We start from the raw sequence: 24,253 nt of genomic DNA, 5'->3' as shown, positions 1-24,253 counted from the left end.
CCCCCTTCATTCTTTAAATGGCCTGATAATCAAAATACTTGATAGAAAACTGGGTTTGAGTAGGTCGTTGCGTCAATCACAGCTTTTACGTTAATGCTGTCTCCGGCTTGTAGGGCATAGACTTGACCTTCTTCATCCGATAGTCTCACTCTAGTAAAGCGATTCGGGTTTGAAACGGTTGCTGAACCAGTTGCGACCACCTCTTGATGACCATTCAAGACTTCCACTTGAATGGTTGCACCTGCCTGGGCCTTAGCAGATACTACTTTACGCCCGGCCCTAGGTTGGCTCACTTCCAAATCAAGAATGGTCGTCGCTTCGTAACTCGGCACTCTAACGGTTTTATTGTTAAATTGATCATAAGCTACAAATTGAACTCCGTTTGGATCAAAGCCCGCACGTTCTAGCGCATTATAGGCACGCATAAAGTTTTCCTTATCGGTAAACTGTTCAACTTGTCCATTGGCAGCCATATAAACGGTATAGTCTTTAGTGTTCGGATCACGGTTGTCCAGGTTTTCAGCAAGTAGGTCGACGAAGAGTCTTAGGGTCCCGTCGCTAGCGCTTGCATCAAACTTTGGCCCTTCCAGGTCTAGGTTAAAGGCATCTGACTTGGCAGCTGGTTTGCCCTCTTCTACGGACACTATCACTAGTTCATCTGTTTCAAGTAGCTGCTCTTCAGGATTGGCAGGATTTTCTACCATTCTTGAAATATCTGCAATTGGGCCAACAAAGCGGATGGGCTTCGTTCTATCTTCCATTTTGTAGCTTGCTAACGGTTCTTTATAGGTGTCTGTTTGGGTGCTATCTGTGATTTGTTTAAGGTCTTTATCTGCAACATTTTCAAGATCTTTTGCCCTATAAAGGTAGTAGCTGGTCTTGCCTTCTGCCGGTTTTTCTAAGAGCGGGTCTGGCACTTTAGCATCTACGACAAAGTGGGTCGGGTTATTTGCTTCTATTATGTCTTTAGCTAAGTCAACTTCGGTTCTTGCCGGGTCAAGCTCATTATCATAAATGGAGGCTTGTTGTACCAGGCTGTCCTTGTCCACGCTAACTTTTGCCGTCGGATTAATGCCGTCAACTCTTCTGGTGAAGGGTGTGTAAAAGTCCGCTTTGGTGTCGTTAAAGCGATAGGCTACCTTGATATAGACATTGGGGTCTGCATTAAAGGCTGCCGTATTAGCTTCAAAGCCTTCAAAGTCTTCTGGCATGGTAATGGTAACAGCTCTACTACCCCTTTGATATTCGATAGTGGGTAAGTTGCCTGTAGCCGGTGCTTTGTTGATGTCATCTGTCGGAAGGCCACTATTATCCTTGTCGGCACTGGTCTTTCGCCATACATCGTCCGCTACAAAGGTTAGGTTTCCAGAATTAGGATTGTAGTCTAGGTGATAAACGCGTTTACCTTCGTCGCTATTAGCCTTAGGCTTGATCTCGATCTGGGCGCCTTTGATTTTTTCAATATCAATGTCATGCTCATCGTCTTTAAAGAAGTTAGTCATAGTAAAGGACTTGGCCCCTTCTTGGACCGGTTCGATATTGGGCTGGTACTTATCCACTTCTCGGTTGGTCATGACAATGTTATAGCCGTAGACTTCATACTTGCCTTTAGCGATATAATTTTGCCATGCCGAATTCAATTCAGACTCTGTATACGTGTTGAGGTTCTTATCTACACTTTCTTTGGCGACTGGCAGCCTTTGGGTTGCTCCGGTAAAGGTGTCAACTTTGCGGTCACCATAGTGGGTTCTATCGACTAAGAGGGTCTGAATCTTTGCTTGACCCCTTTGGCCTGGATACTTATCTGCAGAATCTTCACTTGTTCTGGGAAGAAGGGTGGCACCTAAGGAGTTCCAATCTCTGTAGAAAGCATAATACTTAGCTAGGTTTGCCTTCGTCTTAGCCAGGAAATTATCCTTTGTTGCCGATACTGGTAATTCTACGCCGACATAGGATAAACGTTGACCGTATTCATCGTAGCCCGGCACAAACCAATTAAAGGTATCTGTAGGGTTGGGGTTAAAGGTCTTATAGTACTGCATGTAGAGCCCGAGGGCACTCGTCCCGTAGTCATTTTTAGAAATTGGGTAGTAGTCTGCCGCTTCGTCTACTGTTGGGTTGGCCAGCTCTGTTACTGCCGTTCTGTGGAGCAGACCAATTTGAACTGTAGGTGATGAAATGGCATCAGGTCTGCTGCCAGAAGAAGTTGCTTGATTTAGTGAAACTTCTTGGCCATTCTTGTCAAAAGTTTTCTTTTGAATTTGTACCCGGTAGTAGGGTCTATATTGGGCATAGAGGTCAATATCTGCATCTAGGCTTGCTTTTCCAGTAGCCTCATCTACAGGGATTAAGAGGTTCCCGCCGTTAGGAAGAAGGGCGCGTCCATATTCAATGGCGTCTTTATCTCTGTTAATCTTATTCTCGATGGGCTTTTGGTCTAAGACGCCATCTATGACTTTGTTATTGTAAAGGGTCATATTTCTATCAATGGCAGCTTGATCATTACCAGAGGTCCAGCCAACAAAGGTGTATCTGTCTTTGTAGGAATTTAGAAGCTTGGTTACTTCTTCATCACTTAAGGCTTGGCCATCTTTGGTGAGCTTACCGTCGTCAGTGGCTGTTACAAAATTGCCAGCCTTCTCATCTTCAGAGTAGCCCTTCATAAAGTAGGTTTTTTCTGGACCAGTGATGGCACCTTGTTTGTCTCTAGTGTAGAAAACCTTCGGAATAGGCAGCTTAGCATATTTTTTACCATCGATTACGAAGGGCTTATCACCTGCATCGTAAACCAAATCAGCTTCGGAAATGTTGGTTGTATAAACTTCCGTATCACCTTTTGCCTTATTCCCGTGGAGGTTTAAGTTAACCCCTTCGCCCCAAACTGCATAAACATCTCTGTGCTTATCCACTGGAGAGTAGCCTGTGAATTTAAAGGCAGTCTTGTCAGCATTTTCCCATTCGGAAATCTTTGTTAGCTCTTTTGCCTTTCTAAATTCTTCCGGTGACGTCCCTTTCTTGGTGGACCAGCCGAGGAATTTCTTATCTGCTTTCTTTACTTCTGGGTTTTCACCATCGGTAATGGGCATTTCCCGCTTTTTAAGTTCTTTTTTCTCTAAAGCACCACCGTTATGGTTGGCAAGGACAGTTTTTTCTTTCTTGATGAGGCCATCCATGTAGTCAACTTTGACTTTTCTTCTGTTGTCAAAAGTTTGATCGCCTTCTTTGTAACCAAGGAAACCGTTAGGTTTATAATGAGGGTTGGCTGTGTAGACCCACGGGCTTTCATTTTCTGCTGCATTTTTATTTAAAACGAAATTATAACTATACGCTTCGTTTAAAGGAACAACCTTTGTTGTTAACGTTTCATCTTTATCCCTAGTGGCATCATTATGATGGAAGAATACTTTGGCTTGAACTTGCTCTACGACTTCCGGCTTTGATTCAAGGGCCATGTGCTCGATATCTCTATTAGTAAAAAGAATTGGCATGTCTTTTTCTAATTTTGGGAATACAAAGCCGTTTTCAAGGGTTGGCAAGGGATTTTCAAAGCGGAAACCATCATATTCTTTTCCGCCAACAGTAACCTTTTGCATGTCACGGCTAGCATCAAAGAATTGGGTGTTCTTCTTATCTACCATTTTAATTCTTGCACCGATATAGTAAGTTGACCCTGTAATTTTTTGAGAGTCGGTAAAGATTTCATCTATTTCTGGCATAAAGTCTGTCGCCGCCAAAGTGCCAGCTGATAGGGTATCCTGCCAGTCTGGAATAAGGGGAGAATAGTCAATTTGTTTTTGTACCGTTTGAACTTCCTTGGGATTACCCTCGAAACTTAGGGTTGCTTGAGAAATATCCCCGCTATTGTCCTTAGTCACAAGGGTAATCTTTGTCCCTGCTTTCAATTGCAAAGGCATACCATTTTGAACGGTATAGGAAAATTTTCTATTCCTAGATTCATTTTTAAAGTTAGACCGGAGTTCTGTATCGATGCCCTCGCCCTTCACATACATCATCATTTGTCTTTGAGCGAAGGAAGACTTGCCATCAAAGTCGATATTTATTTTTTTACCAGGATCTAGGGTAATGTCATTTTTTAACGTAAACTCATACTTGTCTGTACCCGTCTTGGAATTATCATAGATAAAGGTTGAGTAAAAAGCGGAGTGGGATAAGTTGTTTTTAGCAAAGGTGCTGGCCAACTTATCTTTATCAACATAATATCTGATGATGATGCCGTGACCATAATTTAAGGTAGATGGGTTGGTTTCAGAAAAAATATCAGACATTTGGTTTGATGTCTTAATAGAAACAATTTTATTTTTATATTCCTTTTCCGTATTAAAGTCTGACTCTACGACTTGGATAAACATGCGGTCGCCATCTTTATTTACGTCACCATCTTTAATAGGGACAACCAAGTGAGCATTTTTTACAGTGCCATCTTCGTTAAAGGCATCGCTCTTAGCACCGTTGGAAAGCATTTGGTACATATAACCGATGGTATTATCAGACCCTTGAGGAGCTATGAGATCGTAAAAAGACTTATCGACAACCTGACGATAGCCAATATTATAACCATTTGTCTTGCCTGCTCTAGCTTCTCTTATAAAGTGATGGCGGACTTCTACATAACCTTGTTCAAGATTATAGGAAATTGTCGAGTTGCCAGAATGGTAATGAGGGCTATTTGGCTCGAGATACCTTATAAGCCCCTTATCGAATCCACCTTGAATACCTACTGTTGTAGAGAAGGTGTAGGCATTATAAGAAGATGCATCGTCTTTAGTGGCTATTGTTCTGTCTGTATAAACTTCTGTTCTAGCCTCATTAAGCAGCCGCATTTGAATCAGGCTTTGACCTAGGTCATTTACATCCTTCATCGTCTTGCCTTCTTTTAAGACTAGATTAATAGGCACTTCATTAGATGCACGAGTCGTACCGCGGTTATTATTCTTTTGTAAGTTGACTGAATATACGTTGTTAGAACCAGATGTTGCTACATTTTCTTCGCCAAACTGGGTAACATTCTTATAGTCAGTAGAATCATGTTTCCACCCCGTTCCCGAAGTTCCAGAAACACCTTCATAAATCCCGCAACCTTGGTTTTTAAAATCGATAAGACTAGCAAGCTCATCTTGAACTTTTAAAAACATGGTCCACCATTTTCCTGTGGTAGATGCGTCATATTTTCTATAAGTCAATCTTAAGACGGTTCTGCCATCCGGCCGGGTAAAGTAACCATTGTAGTTAATGGTTGGTGCTTTTAGTGGCTCCCCTACAGATGATGTAGGTACCAATGTATTATTATTGGTCAAAGGCCAATAGTTTTTACCTTCTTGGTTTTTGTCAGTAATAGACCAATCAGCCGGTTCTAAAGCCCGGGTAGCGATACCTGGTTGGACAGGGTCTGCAGGAATGGCTTTAAGCTGCATGTCACCAGAGTCCTCATTAAGGATAGCTGCCTGGGCATCCAGGGGGGCAAGGCCGGCCAGCATGGCTGCAGTGAGCAATGAAGCAATAAAGCGCTTCATTCCTTTTTTTCTTTGCATGTAATCTCCTCTTTTCTTAAAAATAATATATGGGTGGTTCAACTTATGAAGGTGTCAAAGGTACTTTTGCTTACAGGCGGATAGGTAGGTGTGGTGGCTATAGCGGAGCAATGGAATCAACTCCCTTCTTTTCTTGGGCTGTCTATCTAGGCTTTGTTCTGGTGAATCTATCCAGGAAATATACCTGCTTCAATCCGTCGACATTAAGCCCCTACTGAAGGGCCGGGACGGTTTATGTCGGGGAATTTGACAAGGGCAGGTCGGCCGGGGCCAGCTTATGCGCCAGCCGGGCAATCCCTAGTAAGTTACTCGTTTATGTATGCTATTTATGCTCTCCTACATCCTATTATAAAGACTTCTTGAAACTCGTCAAGTTTTTCTATCAATTTCATCTTTTATTTTTGGCCTTTTTGTGGCCATTTATTGGTAGGTTTTTTATATTCCTTAGGTGTTTAGCCCTTTTTATTTGGTTTTTTACTGGCCTTATCAATTATTTTTATCTATACAGATAACTATCTTTGTCTCATTTTCCTTTTAAGAAGGCCAAGCCGAACCGATAGATCTTGGCCGGGATAGGAAAACCCCGGCAGACGCAGGCGGCGCCGCCGGGGGATGGTTATGGTATTTTTTGCCCTGGGCAGGTTAGTTTTTACGGTCGATGGCGCGGGCGGCGGCATCGGCGATGGCTTGGGGGGTGAGGCCGTAGGCTTCCAAGAGGGCAGCAGGACTGCCGCTTTGGCCGAATTGGTCTTGGATGCCGACCATTTCAAGGGGAACGGGACAGGCTTGGCCGAGGGTTTCAGCAACGGCGCCGCCCAGGCCGCCCAGGACGTTGTGTTCTTCGGCGGTGACGATGGCGCCGGTGGTTTCAGCCCAGTGGACGAGGGCTTCCTTATCCAGGGGCTTGATGGTGGCCATGTTGAGGACGGTGGCGGAGATGCCCCGGTCGGCCAGGAGGTCGGCGGCTTCCAGGGCCTGGGCGACCATGATGCCGCAGGCGACGAGGGTGACGTCGATGCCTTCCCGGAGGACGCCGGCCTTGCCGATGACAAAGGGGTCGGCGGTGTCGGTGATGACGGGGACCTTGGGCCGGCCGAGCCGCATGTAAACGGGGCCGGGGTGGTCAGCGGCGGCGATAACGGCCTGGGCGGTTTCGGGACCGTCTGCCGGGACGAGGACGGTCATGTTGGGCAGGACCCGCATGAGGGCCAGGTCTTCGATCATCTGGTGAGAGCCGCCGTCTTCACCGACGGTAAGGCCAGCGTGGCTGGCGCAGATTTTAACGGGTAGGTTGGGGTAGCAAACGGAGTTGCGGATTTGGTCATAGGCCCGGCCACAGGCAAAGACGGCGAAGGTGGATGCAAAGGGGGTGTAGCCGGAGGCGGCCAGGCCGGCGGCGGTGCCAATCATGTTTTGTTCGGCGATGCCCATATTGAAAAAGCGGTCGGGGAAGTCTTTGGCGAAGAGGGCTGTCTTGGTAGACCCGGACAGGTCGGCGTCCAGGACGACGATGTCTTCACGAATATGGCCCAGGTCTGCCAGGGCTTTGCCGTAGGCGTCGCGGGTAGCTTGTTTATCCATTACTTATCCCCTTTCAGGCATTCTTCCAGGGCCCGGGCCAGTTCTTCTTCAGAGGGGGCGGTACCGTGCCACTTGCATTCGTTTTCCATGAAGGATATGCCATGGCCCTTGATGGTGCGGAGGACAATCATATGGGGCCGGTCACCGGGCTGGGCGCTGGCGCCTTCGACGGCGTCATGGATGGCCTGGAAATTGTGGCCATCGACCACTTGGACATCCCAGCCGAAGGCGGCGAACTTAGCGTCAACCGGTTCGGGGTTCATGACGTCTTTGGTGAAGCCGTCGATTTGGAGGCCGTTGACATCGGCGAAGGCGATGAGCCGGCCCAGCCGGTAGTGGCTGGCGGCCATGGCGGCTTCCCAGACCTGGCCTTCGTCCAGTTCACCGTCACCTAAAAGGACAAAGGTGCGGCGGTCGGACCCATCCAGGCGGGCGGCCAGGGCCATGCCGATGGCGGTTGAAAAGCCGGTGCCCAGGCTGCCGGTGGACATTTCCACGCCGGGGACCTTGCGCATATCCGGATGGCCCTGGAGCTTGCTGCCCAGTTGGCGCAGGCTCATGAGGTCTGCCACCGGGAAGAAGCCCCGGTGGGCCAGGGTGGCGTAGAGGACGGGGGCGGCGTGACCCTTGGACAGGACGAACCGGTCCCGGTCAGGCATATCCGGGTTCTGGGGGTCGATGTTCATGGCGTGAAAGTACAGGTAGGTGAGACATTCGATGGCAGAAAGGGAGCCACCGGGGTGGCCGCTTCCGGCTTGGGCGATCATGCGTAGGATATCTGAACGAATCTCGCCGGCATGGGCCTCCAGCTCCTCCATCTGAAGCTTACTCATTTCTTTCCTCCGTTTCTCCTTGACAGGTGTTAAGCCGAGCGGGTCGGCATAATTGATTGATGGTTGGCAGACTAGGCTGCAGGGGCAGGCTGACCTGCCCGGTCTTTCTATAGTATAGCAAAAGTAGGGGGCCTTTTACACGCCTTTTGACTTTTTCGGGGGATTTTATGGCCCCGCGGGCATGAAAAAACCGGGTCGGTGGGCCGACCCGGGGGGTTAATCCTGGAAATTTTTGTGAAAGGCGGGGTGGCGGATGAGCCGGCCGGCGATGAGGCCGGTGAAGAGGCCGCTTAGGGTGCCGGCGAAGACGAGGGCCGGCAGGTAGGCCAGGACGGCCCAGGTGTGCATGATCCAGCAGGCGCAGGCCAGCTGGCCGATGTTATGCAGGACGCCACCGATGGCTGAGGGGATCCAGAGGGCTTCTAGGGAGAAGGCCCGGTAAAAGAGGGCAATGATACCCAGGGACAGAAGGCCGCCGGCCAGGCTGTAAAGCAGGGTGACACCTGTGCCGGCAAAGATGGCCCCCAGGAGGATTCGGACGATGAGGACCATAAAGGCCTCCTTCCGGCCCAGCCAAAAGAGGGTAAAGAGGGAAACAATATTGGCCAGGCCCATTTTGATGCCGGGCACAGCCGGCAGGATGGGCGGGATTTGGGCTTCTATCACAAAGATCATCAGGGCCACGGCGGTGAGCATGGCGATGGTGACCAATCTTTTGACGGTCATGGGTCCTCCTATTTGGTCACGCTGTCAATGGCGGGTACTTTTTGGGCGGCTTGGCTGTCGTCATGGTGGTCATGGCCGGCGGAGTCACCGTGGTCCCGGTCCTTATGGTGGGCGTGGTCATGGGCGGTATGGTCGTGCCGGTCTTCATCAACTAGCCGGTCGTCAATTTTGATCATAAGGCGGTGGGGCAGGCAGACGATGGGTTCGACACCGTTGCTGATGGCGCCCTGGTTAACGCATATTTGGTCGGGGCAGTTGGCTTCCTTGATGCGGATGGCACCGGGGCTGACTTCTATAATATTATAGTGGCCGTCGGGGCCGTCCACCCGGAAGGTGTAGGCCTTTTTGACCTTGTCCAGGTCAATGCTGCGGATGACTTTGTCATTGAGGTAGACCTTGGCGATGTGGCCGCCGGTCTGCCAGTGGGAGATGCCGTAGGCGGCCAGGCCGGAGATGACCAGGAGGGCTAGGATGGCGGTGAGCCATTTTTTATTGGACTTAGGCATGGGCGGGGATAACCTCCGGGGCCGGGCGGTCGGGAGCGGAGAAGTCTGCTTCCAGGCCGGGGCTGATGAAGACCCGGTTGTCTTTATCCACCAGGACCATGTCGAAGAGGTCGCTATGGGCCTGCCAGAAAGCGATGGCCTTGTCCTTGCCCATGATCATGAGGGCGGTGGCCAGGGCGTCGGCGGTGGTGCCGTCGGCGGTGATGACGGAGGCCGAGGCCAGGCTGTTATCGGCCGGTTTGCCGGTGGCTGGGTCGATGATGTGGTGGTAGCGCCGGCCCTTTTCTTCAAAATAGCGCTGGTAGATGCCGCTGGTGATGATGGCGCAGTTGCTCCGCTGGACGATGCCGACGAAGTCTTCTTCATTTTTAGGGTCCTGGATGGCGACGTTGAAGTCGGCGCCATCGGGCTTGGTACCGAAGAGCTGGGTGTTGCCGCCCAGGTTGACCAGGCCGCCGACGACCCTGTTATCGGCAAAGATTTGCATGATCCGCTGGCTGGCGTAGCCCTTGGCGATGCCGCCAAAGTCGATGCCCATGCCTTTTTTATCAAAGCGGATGGTCTTTTTATCTTTGTCAAAGTGGACCAGGGACATGTCTGTCAGGGGCAGGAGCTTGTCAATGGTGGCCTGGTCAGGGACTTGGAACTTTTGGGTGGTGAAGCCCCAAGCTTTGACCAGGGGGTAGATGGCCACGTTGAAGTGGCCACCGGTCAGGTCACTGATTTCCCGGGACCGGTCATAGAGGTAGGCGGTATCGTCAGACAGGGCCACTTCCCCCTTGCTGTTTAAGATGGCCAGCTCGGCATCTTTATGGTTGGTAGACAGGAGGGTATCCAGGCGGGTGATTTCATCCATGGCGGCGGTGATGGCTTTTTCGGCGTCGGCCTTGTTTTCGGTGTAGACGCGGAAGTGCATGACGGTGTCCATGGCATACATATCGGCATCGGCCTGGACAGGGGCATTGGCGTAGCCGGAATCGCTGTATTCAATGGGCATGGCCTGGGGGGCTTCGGCCTCGGTCGGGGCCGGGTTGCTGGTTTCCGGCGAGACGGCCGGGCCGGCACAGGCGCTAAGGGCCAGGCAGCCGGCACAGAGTAAGGCGATGGCTTGTTTTTTCATATATCCTCCCTAGGATGGCGGTTAATTAGCTCTGGGTAATTTATTTAGTAAAATAGCACAGGCAGGCCGGCTTTGTCAATACAGACAGGGCTAGCTTTGGTCAGCCGCCCGGCGGCGGGCCTTGTCCCGGTTGGCGGCCCGGACCATGAAGAGGGAGAAAAAGGCCCCTAGGAGCATGAGCCCGGCCATGATGGTAAAGACGGTATGGAAGGCGGACAGGGCCGCTTCGGCGTAGCCTTCCTTGCCGGGCAGGGCCTGGCCACTGCCACCGTACTGGTGGAAGAGGGTATTGGCCCGGAAGGTGAAGATAACGGTCAGGATATTGGTGGAAATGGCCTGGGAGAGCTGGTTGACCCAGTTGATAAAGGCCGAGGCATGGCTGACCTTATCCTGGGGCACGGCGCTCATGCCCACGTCTGAAATGGGCAGGCGGACAAAGGCGATGCCTACGTAGCGGATGGTCAGGATGGCGGACAGGATAATGAGGGACCGGTCCATACCGACGGTGTTCATGAGGGCATTGCCCAGGGCGGCGACACAGAAGCCGCTCACCACCATGGCGGTGGTGGAGGCATTGCCGTAGAGGCGCTTGGCCAGGGTATTGGCCCCGGCCATGATGATGGAGGGGGCAAACTGGACGGCTCCGGAGAAGAAGGGGGCATAGCCGCGGACGCTCTGGACGTAGACAGCTAAGACCGAGGCAGTGATGCCGATGACGGTGGACAGAATCATGGATAGGAAGACCGCCAGGGCAAAGCTGGACAGCTTGAAGAGGCTGAAGTCCAGGGCCGGGTGGGGGTTTTTCCGGTTATGGACAATAAAGTAGGCCACCAGGCCGATGGCCCCGGCAATCATGGCCCAAAAGCGCCAGTTGGCGAAGCCCCAGGATTCTAAGAAGGTAAAGGCCAAAAGGAGCATACCGGTGGCCAGGGACACCAGGGCCACCCCGCCGATTTGCAGCGGGGCCTTGCCGGTGACTCTTTCAACCGGGAGGGCGTGGCGGGCTTCAAAGTAGGTCGGTAGGACCATGAGGGCCGGCAGGACAAAGATGACCCGCCAGCTGGTCCATTGCATGATGAGGCCCGCAAAGGACGGGCCAATGGCAAAGGCGATGCTCTGGACGATAAGGACAGTGGCATAGCGGCCGGCCCGTTCATTCTTGGGCATATAGCGGTAGATAAGGGCCATAACGGAGCTCATGATGATACCGGCAAAGAAGCCGTTTAAGGCCCGGAGGATGATAAGGACCCAGAGGTTGACCGCCAGGGCGCAGGCCAGGGATAAGATGGCGGTCATAACCAGGCTGGCCAGGATGAGCCGGCGGTAGCTGAACCGGTCACTCAAGGCGGTGACCAGGGGCATGGCACAGGCCAGGGTCAGGATATAGGCCAGCATGATCCACTGGACCTGGTTCAAGTTGGCCTGGAAGGCTTCCATCATGACCGGCATGGCGATATTGACCGAGCCGGCATTGAGCATGGTGATGACATTGGATAGGATAATGGCTGTGACGAGGGCGCTTTTGCGCCGGGGCTCTGTAATGATGCAGGATTCGTCAGACAAGGTCTCCCCTCCCTTTCTATCTGTTGATTGATATCTATTGGTATGGACCTGCCCCGGTGGCCTTAAACCCCGGGACAAGAAAAAAGGCCGGCAGGCCGGCCTATCAGTCATGGATGGGGGTCATGGGCTCAACATGAACCATGATGTGCTTAATTTGGGGCAGGTTGGCTTCTATGCGGTTGTGGGCAATGGTGGCGATGTCATGGCCCTCCTCTACGCTCTTCTGCCCGTCGACCTTGATGGTGACGTCGGCATAGGCGGAGGCACCAAAGACCCGGGTCTTTAGGCTGCTGACGGCCAGGATGCCGTCCACATCTTCCAGGAGGGCCTTGATTTCGGCAACGGTGGCTTCATCGGTGGAGGAGTCTACCAGGCCGAAGACACTCTTGCGGTAGAGGTCGATACCGACTTTTAAGACTAGGAGGGAAACGACCAGCCCGGTCAGCGGGTCCAGGATGGGGGCCCCCAGGCGGGCACCGAGGATACCGGCAAAGGCCCCAATCGAGGACAGGGCATCAGACCGGTGGTGCCAGGCGTCGGCCTCCATGGCGACAGACCCGATTTTCCTGGCCTTGCGGAGGGTGACCCGGTACATCCCCTCCTTGACCAGGATGGAAAAGACCGCAGCGGCCAGGGGGGCCCAGCCGGGGACGCCATAGCTGCCGGTCAGGATGACCTGAAGGGCATCGTAGCCGATTTTGACGGCGGTGACGCCCAGGATAATGCTCAGGATATTGGCAAAGATGAGTTCGTATTTTTCATGGCCGTAGGGGTGGTCGGCATCGGCCGACTTGGAGGCCATTTTCAGGCCGGCAATGACCGCTACGGTGGTGGCACAGTCGGAAAAGGAATGGATACTGTCGGCAATCATGGCGCTGGACCGACCCAAGACCCCGGCGGCCAGCTTGATGACGCCCAGGACCAGGTTGAGGACCAGGGTCCAGGCGGAGAGGACAATCCCTTCCTTATAATTCCCCAGGCCGGGGGAATGTTTTTCTTCTATCATAGGCAGCTCCTTTAAGCGGCAGCCGGAAAGGCCGGCCGGCACTTGCTTTCATTGTATTCTATTTTAGCGGATGGGCGGGGCAAGTACAAGGCGGGCCCCAACAGAAAAAAGTTCCCGCCGGGAGGCGGAAACTTTTAAGGGGTATGGGTGCTTGCGGCTTATTCGTTCACAATGCAGCAGTCTTCGCTATCTGCATCATAGAAGCCGCTGGGGGCATCGGACAGGTCAATCATGATGTTCTTGACCTGGCTGTACTGGTCCAGGATCATCTTGTGGGTTTCCCGGCCAATGCCGCTTTCCTTGTAGCCACCGAAGGGGGCGCCGGCGGGGATTTGGTTGTAGGTGTTGACCCAGATCCGGCCGGTTTCGATTTCCCGGGCGACTTTCAGGGCCCGGGTGATGTTTTGGGTAAAGACCCCGCCGCCCAGGCCGTAAACGCTTTCGTTGGCCATGCGGATGACATCATCAGCGTCCTTGAAGGGGATGACCACCCCAACCGGGCCAAAGATTTCTTCCTGGGCCACCCGCATGTCGTTGCTGACGTTGACCAGGAGGGTCGGGGCCAGGAAGGCGCCCTTGTCGTATTCGCCGCCGGTGAGTTGTTCCCCACCGCAGGCAACCTTGGCCCCTTCTTCCTTACCGATGGCGATGTATTCGAGGATCTTCTTCATTTGGCCGGCGTTGATTTGGGACCCCATGGCGGTGTCCTTATCTAAGGGGTTGCCGACTTTTAGGCCCTGGAATTTTTCAACGGCTTTTTTCACAAAGTCTTCGTAGATGGATTCCTGGACAAAGATCCGACTACCGGCACAGCAGACCTGGCCCTGGTTAAAGAGGATGCCCAGCTGGACGCCGTCGAGGGCCTTGTCCATATCGGCATCGTCAAAGATGATATTGGCGCTCTTGCCGCCCAATTCCAGGGTGGCGGGAATGAGGCGCTTGGCAGCGGCTTCGGCAATGTCCCGGCCGACTTCGGTGGACCCGGTGAAGGCCAGTTTATCCAGTCCGGGGTGGTTCTTGACGAAGTCACCGGCGGTGGACCCCTTACCGGTGATGACGTTTAAGACGCCCTTGGGCAGGAGGTCGGCAATGAGTTCGGTGAAGACGAGCATGGATAGGCTGGTGGTGGAAGAGGGCTTAAAGACGATGGTATCGCCGGCGGCCAGGGCCGGGGCCAGCTTCCAGGCGCCCATGAGGAAGGGGAAGTTCCAGGGGACGATTTGTCCGACAACCCCAATCGGTTCACGCAGGATCAGGGACAGGTAGCGGCCTTGGAGGACACTGGCCTTGCCTTCATCAGCAATAATGGCCCCGGCAAAGTAGCGGAAGTGCTCTGCAGCAAAGGGGATATCAATGCTGGAGGTTTCCCGGATGGGCTTCCCGTTGTCCATGGTTTCAACAGTGGCCAGGAGCTCGGCGTTTTCTTCGATGATATCGGCAATTTTATTCAGGATGGCGGCCCGTTCGGCAGGCTGGGTCTGCCGCCAGCTGGCAAAGGCTTCCCGGGCAGCCTTAACGGCATCATCAACGTCTTTTTCAGAGGCTTCGGCGATATTGGCCAGGTGGTCCCCGGTGGCCGGGTTGCTGGTGGCAACGGTTTTACCGCCTTCGGCCTCCCGCCATTCGCCATTGATATAGAGTTTGTAGCTATCTTTCAAGTTCACATTCATGAGGGTCTTCCTTTCCTGAAGTGAGGATAAATTAAATGATTGCACCTATTTGTGTCTATAACCGCCGACCATTTGTGCTAAACAGCACTTGCCCAAATGGTTGACAGGGTTATTTATGACACCCATTAGCCGAATATGGCCATCATTATGGGCTGATGAAAATATACCCGGCCAGGGGCTATTTTAAAAGGGCAAGCACCATTCATTTTTATCGCACCATTTATTGCACCCCATCATATAAGACCTTAGGGAGATGATGATATGGCCACCGGCCACTTAAACACCCGAACTGGCCAGAGCCTTAAAGAAAAAGCCGCCACCAGATATGCTGCCCAGGCTGATTGGGACCGGTTTTCAGGCTAGGCTCAGGGGGTATATAGGATATATAAGGAAGTGGCTGATATGTCTGATTGGAATAAGCGTAACTTTGATGTAAAGAACCTAAAAAAATACAAAGAGTGGGACTGGTTGGACAATTTGTTAAGTTATAAATTCCGAAGGCATACTGTAATTGGTATGTACTATAAGAAAGAACTGACACTTGATGAAACCGAACAGGCCTTAAAAAACCTCCGTAAAGTATTCCTATCATTCCCCATGAGTTTTCTCACCCGCTTAAAATGGTGGGGAGAGGACACCGAATTTATCCAGCGCTACCGAGAGCTTTCAAAGCATAAATAAAAATAAGAAGCAGCCACCCGGCAAAAGCTAGGGTGGCTGCCTGTATTTATATGATTGAGCCTTGTCTGTCAAGGTATCTTACACGGTCAATTCATGGATGCGGCCTTGCCGGTGGTGAGGAGCCTTAAGAGGTAGCTGCAGTAGACGAGGGCGATGAGGATGGTGGCGATGATGTAGGCCCATTCCATGGCGGGATTTTCCCGGAAAATGTGGAGAAGGCGTCGATGAAGCCGTAGGCCAGGATGCAGGGCAGGAGGCTTTGGCTAAAGTCTATTGCCTAGCGTAAAGGGCAGGCTGGCTAAGGGCTAGCCTTTGGGCAAATAAAAAGAGAGACAAGTACAAGGAATGTACTTATCTCTCCGGTCCAGCTCTTCGGAATCAGTCTATAATCCCTCAATTTCTGGCACAAAATCCCCTTGCCTAGACATCCAGCAAGGCTAGAATATTCCTATTTGTCATAGACAAATGATTTTTCATTGATTTCTTTCCAGATTTCATCCCGTTCATTATTTTTTCTAATAAATTGGTGACCATTGCTGGCCTCTACGACCTTGTAATAGGCCCAATGTTTACGGTCCAAGTCTCTGTAATGAATTATCCTAGCTTCGTTTTTATTGATATATTCCTCATCTGCATAGCGGTTGAGCACTTGATTGGTTATGGCGACCACCTCGGCCCTTGTGATTGCTTGGTCAGGTTTAAAGCTGCCGTCAGGATAGCCCTTTATCCAGCCGGCTTCTGCCGCTTTTCCAATGGCATTATAAGCCCAGTGGGAAGGGCTGACGTCTGTAAAGTTTTTCTCACCACTTGTTAAATGGTCAAATCGCGTAGCAATGGCTGCAAACTCTGCCCTCGTGATAGGCCCTTGAGGCTTAAAGCTGCCATCGGGGTAACCTTTTACAATGCCTAATTTGCTCATATAACTGATGCCCGTTGCAGACCAAAGATCATCAGGAACATCATGGTAGTCTCGACTATAGATCTTCCCTTTTTCCGGCCTATCCTTTAATAATCTAGAAAACATGACGGCGACCTCTTGTCGGGTTATCTTATTTTCCGGCCGAAAGCTTTCATCCTCATAACCAATCATGTATTGGAAGTGGTCCTCTTTATTTAAAAGCGGCGTCACAACGGTAGCCCCACCTGAACTTGCCTTGGAACTTCGCGCCCACTGGGCATAGACCCTTAGGTCATCTTTCACAAGGGTTGCTGCAGCAAAGGCCCTACCTTGTCCGTCTGCCTGGATATTCCACCCCTTAAAGATATAACCCTCTCTTACTGGCTTTGCCGGGAACTTCTCGTCTCCCAGCGCTTGACCGGCATTGACTGCTACAATCGTATAAATGCCAGCTGGCTGATTATCTTTTTCGTAGTTTAAATCAAAAATGACAGCCGGCTTGCCTCTCAAGCCTAAAATATCATAGGTGACAGTTCTATTGTTTTGATTGCCTTGGATGGCCACATGACGGTTACAATAGGATGTGAGGGTCCCCGCCTTTTGGCCCGGGGCCAGCACATGAGCATCTTTTAAAATGGGCGTTAAGCTTACATTTCCATCGTTCTTTGTAACATAGGCGAAATTTTCGTAAGGAAGACTGACCCTGTCCTTACTGGCATCTTTCTCCCAATAGGCATCTTGGAAGGCTCTCGGGGCAATACTAATCTCCCCTATTTGATCTCCTAGGCTGATATCTCCGGAGCTTAGGTCAATCTTGACCGGATAGGCCGTCCTCTGGCTGCCTTGGATATGGACAAAGTGGAGCTTTTCCAGACTAGAGTTGCCGCCTACCATGACATAATTCTCCCAGCCCTTGTCGTCATGGGAGAGGACCGTAAAGTTTGATAGTTGACCACCCTGTAGGAAGCCCAGACTCGGTGTAGCCATTAAGTTCCCTGCCCCAGCTTTATCTAAGATGCCGGGAGCTAAGAGGCCTACATAGGCGGCGGAATTTTCATAACTCCCACCAATGGCCTGGCCAATAAAGCCGGCATTGATATTGGGCAATCCCCTTCCTGGAGGGGTGTAGGTCGAGTCTGCCTGGACCTGGCCAAAGACCAGGGAGCTGGCCTTGTCTACTAAAATGGATCCATTATGCTCTTGCATTTTACCTGCATAGCCTGCTGCATTGGTGGGGCCGGTGGATGCCTCTGCCAGGATATCTTCCCCCACTTGGGCTGCATTATTTTCGTGGCTTGTGTTAAAGCCAATGCCAGTAAAGCCGCCTATGTTGACATAGTTACCTTTTTGCCCATGGATGCTGTCATTGATATAGGCTGCAGCATTTTTAACAGTACTCCCATACTCGTAGCCTGCAAACCCACCCAGGTTATAGTGGTTGCCATTGCCATTTAAGGCCATCCTGGTCAGGCAGGCTGAAGAATTTAAGATATCTTTTCTATTTTGACCCACAAAACCGCCGACATTGTTGGTTGATCCTCCGGCTTCTACGGACATGTCACCAATATAGGCAGAACCGCCCTCCTGGCCGTCCTCTCCGATCGTTCCGGAATTCCAGCCGACAAAACCGCCCACAAAGTTATTGCCGGTTCCTGCAGCTCTAAGGGTCTTAATTGTGCTGGTCGATGAATGAATCTGGCCATCCCCAGTATTAAAGCCGACAAAGCCGCCGAAGTATTTGGCCTTGTCGCCAGATAGGTCGGCAGAGGGGAGCTTGACCCTTGAGTTCTCAACAAGACCTAGGTTTCTGGCCACAAAACCGCCCACATAGGCATTTTCTTTAGCTATACCCAGGTCAAGGCCGTCTAGGCTTAAGTTGACATTTTTAACATGGGGGGCCACATAGTACTTTGCACCATCAATTTTATTGGGATCCTTATGGTTGTCGTGGGTCTTAATCCTGGATGCGAAACCACCTACACTGGCTGGCTTCTTTGAAAGCAGTTTCTTGACATGAATGGTATTTTTGCTGCCGTCAAATTCACTCACTGCTAGAGCAAAGCCGCCAGCCTCATCTTCTGTGGTGTCAATAGAGATCCCGTCATTTAAGCTGACACTATTCCCTTCGCCCTTTAAGTAGTGGACAAACGGGGCGGCATAGCCAAAACTATGCTCATTCACAACTTGAATGCTATTGGCTGACAGGGTGTTATTATCGCCGGCAAAATTCCCCCAAAGGCAGGCTCTTGAGTAGGACGAGTTCCCCTCATTATTAGTCGCCTTGGCAATGATATCGCCCTTAACATTAAGAGTGTTGCCTTTAAAATATTCATTGTTATCTAGGCCCGAGCTCATGGAGTTCATGACGCCGGCGCAGGCTTCTGTTGCTACATAGCTGTTGCCAGGAAATTTATACTTCTTCGTCGACTCGGCCTTGATATCCCCTCCTACTTCTAGACTATTATGATCCACGGTAAAAGGATCACTCTCTGGGGGTGTCTCATTTTCGTAAGGGTCTATATAGCACCAGGCCCCTATGCCCAGGGCCTTAGCGCCTATATGGACGTCAGAATCATTTCTCGCCTGGATACTACCACCAATCTTAATCTCGGCGTCTTTAACATGGAAGATATCATGGCCCACACCAGAGGCCAAGATAGGCACATGGGAATAACCAGCAGATTCAGCTGTGTTTTGGGACTTGCCTGCAACAATTGCTTGAATGTCCTTTCCTACATTGAGTTTAAAGTTTGTCAGCCTTATGGGCTGGAGGTCATAGGCGGCCCCTACGGCATAGGCCCCCTTGCCATAGGCATCAGACCCATTTGCCTTAGCATACATGCCACCGCCAATATTTAATGTAATATTGTTTAAGGTAAATATCTTTTTATTGAAGTGTCGGGTACTCCGCATCAAGAAGAGGCCGGCCGTATGGGACCGGACCACATCTGTTATGGCCAAGTCATGCTTGTGGGCTTCTTGAGACCCGATATTTCCAGCCACATTTAAGGTGAAACCCTCAACATTGGTATTACTCAGGGTCCAGGAAATACCCGTGGCCAGGTTGACACTATCCACCCAGGCAAAGGAGTCAATATTCCCTGTCCTGGGGTTTGTTATATCCTTGCCTGCATCATCACGGCTAAGTCCCCCTACATTGGCCAGACCAACATGGGGGAGGATACTCCCCTGAACATCCACTTGGATATTGCTAAAGTGACAATCCGGCTCTTGCAAATCCGGGTTGACATCGCCGTCGATCTTGCGGGCAAAGCCGGACCCAAGGACATCGGACTCATAAACGATTGTCAAGTCCTTTACTTCCAGGGTCTGTCCCTTGGTCTCATTTTTTATGGCATTGAAGAGAGAATAGACGGGGTTGTCCCCCTTGGTAATGGTGATGGTATGGCCATTTCCATTAAAATTTGAATTTAAGAGGGAGATTCCATTGTTGTGGAGGGGATCTTGAAGGTTTTGGGGAATGACCTGGCTGACCTTGTCATAGGGAAGGGTGATATCATTATCCAGGATGATATTTTTATTCTCTATGACATGGTGGTATTCATCGCCGCTGGCATAATTTTCGCCGGGGACATAATCTGACTTGCCAAAACCGCTATAGTACTTATCTTCGATGAGCTTTAACAAGTCCTCTGCTGAAGTGATATGAACATCCTCATTGGCCACATTTGCCTTTCCCACTGGCGGGGAAATGGTTTCTTCACCAATAGCAAGGTCCTCATTGGATGCAGCTGCCTCGCCCTCCCCTTTAGGGTCAAGGTCTTTTACCAGGTCCCCACTTGAATCATCCAGGGGTTGAGCCAAACCAGGGCCTTTATCTGCTTCCGGACCATAGTCACTGATGGTGGTTTCCTTGTCCATTTCCACGGCCAGGGCTGGCGATACACCGGTGACCAGCAGGGCAAAAACAAGTGCCAGCGATAGTATCTTCCTTTTCATAATTCCTCCTTTACAGCACCAACTCAAACTATAAAAACACAAATAAAGGCTTGCCTCTGCATAAGCTCTTATTTGCGCTTTAGGCAAAAGTCAAGGCCTCAAAAAAAGCAGAGTCAAGCTACCCTCTGTAGTCCAAATATATTCAAAGTTTTCGCACTTTTAAAAGTGCTTTCAAAAAAACCTTTATCCAAGGTCATGCTATCATTTTGTCCTGGCCTTGTCAATTCAGAGCACGGAAAGCAAAGCGTAGGCAAATACATAGCAATGCTACTTGTCTAGGTCGATGGTGAGGCCTGGTTTATCTAGGGGGTATCTATAAGGTTAAGCCTCGAGGACATGTGGCTCGGACCTTTCCGAACGGGGACAACGTCTTATGAAAAAAGATTTCCCGACGACCTATATCCATTCTCTCCTTACTAGCTATGGCTCATTAGAATAGTTCTAAGGCCTAATGGGCTTTTATTTTAGGCTAATCGCTTAATATTACCCTATCAAATGAAGAAGCAAAAATCTAATTTAAAGCATCATCCTTTATCGATATCAAGTGAACCTTTAACGCCTATTTGCCGGTCATCAAAAGGCCATACGGTTAAAGTAAGCCTAGCAAAGAAAAGGCCCGCCGTTTGGCGGGCCTTTAGGCTATCCAATTAAAGTAAGTCTAGTTGCATAAAAATCGCCGTAGCTGCGGGGTTGTCATAGTACCGGTCAATCTCATAAAAGCCGTACTGCTTATAGAGCCCCAGGGCTGCGTCCATAAAGGGGAAGGTATCCAGCCGCATATGCTTATAACCGATCCCCTTGGCATCCGAGATGACCCGGTCCACCAGTTGCCGGCCTATTTGCCGGCCCCGGTGGCCAGACCGCACATATAGCCGTTTCATCTCGCAATAGTCGTCATCCATTTTCCGCAAGGCAATGCAGCCGGCAGCCTGGCCGTCGACCCGGGCCAGGTACAGGCGTCCCGCCGGCAAGCCGTACTTATCTTCTAATGCATTGATCTCATCATCATAATGCTGGGAGGCCAGACAGGCAGCCACTTCCTCCCCCTGGGCTAGGATGCCGGCGGTATATTCCTTGAATAATTGCAGCAGGTCATCCTTGTCTTTGTAGGCCAATTTGATGCTGACAGCCATATTGATTCCTCGCTTTGTAGCCCATCACTTCTTACCTGGCACCTGTTCCTTACCCGGCTTTAGCTAGCGATAAAGCCGTCTTATCCGCCCCTAGCAATCTCCCGCGATCAAAGAGCCTTGTTCCCGTATGAATGGAGGCCCCTCATATTAAAAGAACAAATCCACCACTCTAAGCACAAGGAAGATAAGCAGGCCTGATAAGACGGCGAATAAAACTTTCTGGTAGGGCCTTTTCGCCTCCTCTTTCATTTTTTCCAGGTCATCCAGCTTGGTCCCTTCTGAAAAAGCAATCACTTCCTTGTAGGTTTGGATGTCATATTGCTTCTTCTTTTTCTCGACAAGGAAGGCCGCACCTAGGGTGGCCGCCATCAACAGCAACCATACCGCCTCGCCAAGGCCGCCTAGGAGGCGGATCAGGGGGATCATAGATAGAACCGTTATCAATAACAAGGCCCCATATATTTTCCCTGCCCTTTCAAAGTCTCTTTTGTCTTCTGCCGCTACCCGCTCTTTCATGATTTCAACATCTCCTTTGATTAAATGATCGATTGAGGTTTGTAATACGTCACTTAAAAGAAGGAGACTCTTCGCATCCGGATAAGACTTATCATTTTCCCAATTAGAAATGGTTTGCCTGGATACATACAATTTCTCAGCTAGGGCCTCTTGGGATAAGGCCCGGTCGGTGCGATATTTTTTTATCTGACTTCCCAGTTCCATATTGCTGTAACCTCCTTTCACGCTCAATTTAATCCATTGCAGATGTGTATGTCTAGCAAATATCCTGTACGTCCCGATTTTTCGGGCTATTTGAGCCCTGTCAAAATAATTTTACAGGCTAGAAATGGGGAAAATAGGGCTTTATAGATGGCCGACAGTGGTAAGATGACTTCAATCCTTAACTGGAGGGGTTGCTCACTTTACTTTTTCAAGCAAGACCACAGCCTCCACGTATGTCTATCTTAAGCTATAGATTGGTTTGGCCAGGGTGAATATGTAGCAAAGACTTAAAATTTCTTCTCAGCAGACTTCTCCAAAAATACTCTAAATCCTTTCTGGATTAATTTTCTTGCATCTGAAAGGCTTTCTTCTTTTCTATATTCCTTAAGAGAATTTTCGACGGTTTCAATTAATTTGTCTGACATCTCATTTGGATATTTTGCTTTCAAAAAAATTACATAAAAATACTTCTGAGAATATCCTTCTAAATGCAAATCTTTATACTTGTCCTCAATCTCAAAATAGAACTTTATTAAACCCACAAACAAGTCTAGGTCCATACTATCTTCGTTAAATATATCATCATAATATCTGTCAAATAACTGCGACTTTTGATTAGTAGATCTGTCGGGATATCCTTTATATGAATATATAACTTGACCTAATCGTTCCATAGTAATTCTATATATATAACCTTTATCTCTTTGCCCTATATCTCCAGCTTTTCTTACATACTGTATTTTTTCAGTTTCGAGATATTTATCAATCTGTATCTGTAAATTGCTTATAGATTTCAAATCAACTGAAGAAATAGCATTTTGGCTGTTTGTGAACTCTGCAATATTATTAGTTAATTCTTGATCATCTTCGGTCTTAAAAATACGAACCAACACTTCAGCTTTATTCAAATTTTCTTCATTAAAACTTTGATCCTTATACTGATAAATAGTTCGAAGAGTTTGTCCGCCATTTACAATTTGAAATCCATTAATTGTACACATATATTTTGTCTTACCATTGATTTCTTTCATCAGTATATCTTCAGCTGTAATAGTTATCCCGTTATTATACATGAAAAACTTTGATGGTTCCTCTTGTAAAGTTTTTAGAATATTTTTGTTAAATTTTGTGTCCCCTAAATAGCCTCGAACGTTATCATATAAAACTCCTAAATCTAATTTTGCTTCATTCAAAGCAGAAACTTCTTCAAAAGATGTTCTATTTCTACTTTCATCATTATTCGAGGTTAATCTGATCAGCGTGGCGACTGGTAATTTTACCAAATATGATTTTGAAGATGACAAACTATTTTCTTCATATGTTAAAACAGAGTTTTGTTCCACAATAAATTTTCCACTTATATTTTCAGGACGACCTGAAATATAGCTGATTATATCATCCAGTGTAACAGATGTAATTTGTATATCATATGCATCTGTAAAATCATTTTTCGTAGTATTATCAGATTTCAATCCAATATTATCATTAGACACAAGATATAATTCAGTCCTCCATATCTCATCGGAGTTGAATTTTTCATTTATTTTCTCCATTTTATCACGAGTTCTACTTGAAACATCATCTAAGGACCTGTTTTGAAGCCTGATTAAAAATTTCGAACTGTCTATCATATTTTTTTCGCTTTGTCCTTTATTAGCACTAAATGATTCCTTGTACTTAAAATTAAATAGACTAATAATTTTGTCTTCTTCATCAATATAAACTGCGTCGATCCCAAAATCATTATTTTGTTCATCATAAATGATGCTACAATATTCTGTATCAATAATCGCTTCTTTTATTTCATCTATATTTGCATTTCCAGTAATGCATTCAAGTGCAAATATATAAAATCCTAATCTTTTACGATCAATTTCAGAAATATCTTTTTGGATATCTAAATAGTCACTATATTTTTTTGAATACTGTCCGACTATTTTAAAATCATTAATGTTTGCCATCGAACCGCTCCTTTAATTTATTCAATCTCATTATACCAAAAAACAGACACAAAACTGTGCAATCCCTATTCTTATGCACAGTTCGATATCTCTTCTATGCTTCTACTATAATAATCTGTCCAGTTTTCAAATTCACTTCTAAAATTTCCTCCTTGACTCTCACCTCATCCACCAACCGATTGACTAGCTTCTCATCTTACTAATCAGCTTAACATGCTGCCTGCGGTTATAAGATACTATCACGAATAAGCATCTACCATTTCCCACATACAGCCCTCCTTATTTTTTACCCTTGAATTGTAATATTAAGTGCAACAGCCAAAAATAAAAGCCCATTAGGCCCTTC

At 49.0% G+C, this 24,253-nt stretch carries 14 protein-coding genes; 1 reads left to right on the top strand and 13 read right to left on the bottom strand.

From position 1 onward, the window contains the following. Positions 1 to 29 precede the first annotated feature (29 nt). The 9 genes from ACLGL1_RS07155 to ACLGL1_RS07115 form a co-directional block, all read right to left on the bottom strand. Positions 30 to 5,549 carry a hypothetical protein gene (locus tag ACLGL1_RS07155; RefSeq protein WP_411008018.1) on the bottom strand — a complete coding sequence of 1,840 codons (5,520 nt, stop codon included), beginning with the start codon at positions 5,547 to 5,549 and terminating at the stop codon, positions 30 to 32. A 642-nt stretch (positions 5,550 to 6,191) separates the two neighbouring features. Beyond that, a complete protein-coding gene (locus tag ACLGL1_RS07150; protein ID WP_411008017.1) occupies positions 6,192 to 7,130 on the bottom strand; it encodes a transketolase family protein in 939 nt (312 codons plus the stop codon). After that, positions 7,130 to 7,963, bottom strand: a complete 834-nt coding sequence (locus tag ACLGL1_RS07145) for a transketolase (protein ID WP_411008016.1) — start codon at positions 7,961 to 7,963, stop codon at positions 7,130 to 7,132. The genes ACLGL1_RS07150 and ACLGL1_RS07145 overlap by 1 nt, the downstream gene beginning before the upstream one ends. Positions 7,964 to 8,179: 216 nt before the next feature. Continuing rightward, complete coding sequence (locus ACLGL1_RS07140) at positions 8,180 to 8,689, bottom strand: Gx transporter family protein (protein ID WP_411008015.1); 510 nt, start codon at positions 8,687 to 8,689, stop codon at positions 8,180 to 8,182. A gap of 8 nt (positions 8,690 to 8,697) precedes the next feature. Continuing rightward, complete coding sequence (locus ACLGL1_RS07135) at positions 8,698 to 9,195, bottom strand: NusG domain II-containing protein (protein WP_411008014.1); 498 nt, start codon at positions 9,193 to 9,195, stop codon at positions 8,698 to 8,700. Further along, entirely contained in the window at positions 9,188 to 10,315 is a 1,128-nt protein-coding gene (locus ACLGL1_RS07130) for an FAD:protein FMN transferase (protein ID WP_411008013.1), read from the bottom strand. Before ACLGL1_RS07130 ends, ACLGL1_RS07135 begins: the two co-directional genes overlap by 8 nt. A 90-nt stretch (positions 10,316 to 10,405) precedes the next feature. Then, positions 10,406 to 11,878, bottom strand: coding sequence for an MFS transporter (locus tag ACLGL1_RS07125; protein ID WP_411008012.1), 1,473 nt, complete (start codon positions 11,876 to 11,878; stop codon positions 10,406 to 10,408). A gap of 103 nt (positions 11,879 to 11,981) precedes the next feature. Beyond that, positions 11,982 to 12,884 (bottom strand): cation diffusion facilitator family transporter, encoded by a 903-nt coding sequence (locus ACLGL1_RS07120; RefSeq protein WP_411008011.1) that lies wholly within the window; start codon positions 12,882 to 12,884, stop codon positions 11,982 to 11,984. A gap of 158 nt (positions 12,885 to 13,042) precedes the next feature. Beyond that, the gene (locus ACLGL1_RS07115; RefSeq protein WP_411008010.1) at positions 13,043 to 14,554 is read right to left on the bottom strand and encodes an aldehyde dehydrogenase family protein; all 1,512 of its coding nucleotides are present in this window, start codon (positions 14,552 to 14,554) and stop codon (positions 13,043 to 13,045) included. Between the two features lie 402 nt (positions 14,555 to 14,956). Between ACLGL1_RS07115 and ACLGL1_RS07110 the strand changes: the two genes are divergently transcribed. Next, on the top strand, positions 14,957 to 15,235 hold the full coding sequence (locus ACLGL1_RS07110; RefSeq protein WP_411008009.1) for a hypothetical protein: 279 nt from the start codon (positions 14,957 to 14,959) through the stop codon (positions 15,233 to 15,235). A 448-nt stretch (positions 15,236 to 15,683) separates the two neighbouring features. Here the strand turns inward: ACLGL1_RS07110 and ACLGL1_RS07105 are convergent, their stop codons facing one another. From ACLGL1_RS07105 to ACLGL1_RS07090, 4 genes are all read right to left on the bottom strand, one after another. After that, entirely contained in the window at positions 15,684 to 20,093 is a 4,410-nt protein-coding gene (locus ACLGL1_RS07105) for an S-layer homology domain-containing protein (RefSeq protein WP_411008008.1), read from the bottom strand. A 647-nt stretch (positions 20,094 to 20,740) separates the two neighbouring features. Next, positions 20,741 to 21,226: a GNAT family N-acetyltransferase gene (locus ACLGL1_RS07100; RefSeq protein WP_411008007.1), complete on the bottom strand. Its 486-nt coding sequence runs from the start codon at positions 21,224 to 21,226 to the stop codon at positions 20,741 to 20,743. A gap of 147 nt (positions 21,227 to 21,373) precedes the next feature. Beyond that, positions 21,374 to 21,946: a helix-turn-helix domain-containing protein gene (locus ACLGL1_RS07095; RefSeq protein WP_411008006.1), complete on the bottom strand. Its 573-nt coding sequence runs from the start codon at positions 21,944 to 21,946 to the stop codon at positions 21,374 to 21,376. Between the two features lie 287 nt (positions 21,947 to 22,233). After that, positions 22,234 to 23,907 (bottom strand): AIPR family protein, encoded by a 1,674-nt coding sequence (locus tag ACLGL1_RS07090; protein WP_411008005.1) that lies wholly within the window; start codon positions 23,905 to 23,907, stop codon positions 22,234 to 22,236. Positions 23,908 to 24,253 lie beyond the last annotated feature (346 nt).

It is taken from the genome of Peptococcus simiae (assembly GCF_046569735.1).
Classification (GTDB): Bacteria; Bacillota; Peptococcia; order Peptococcales; family Peptococcaceae; genus Peptococcus; species Peptococcus simiae_A.
The sequence above is the reverse complement of the archived record's forward strand: the minus strand, read 5'-3'. Positions and strand labels throughout refer to the sequence as shown.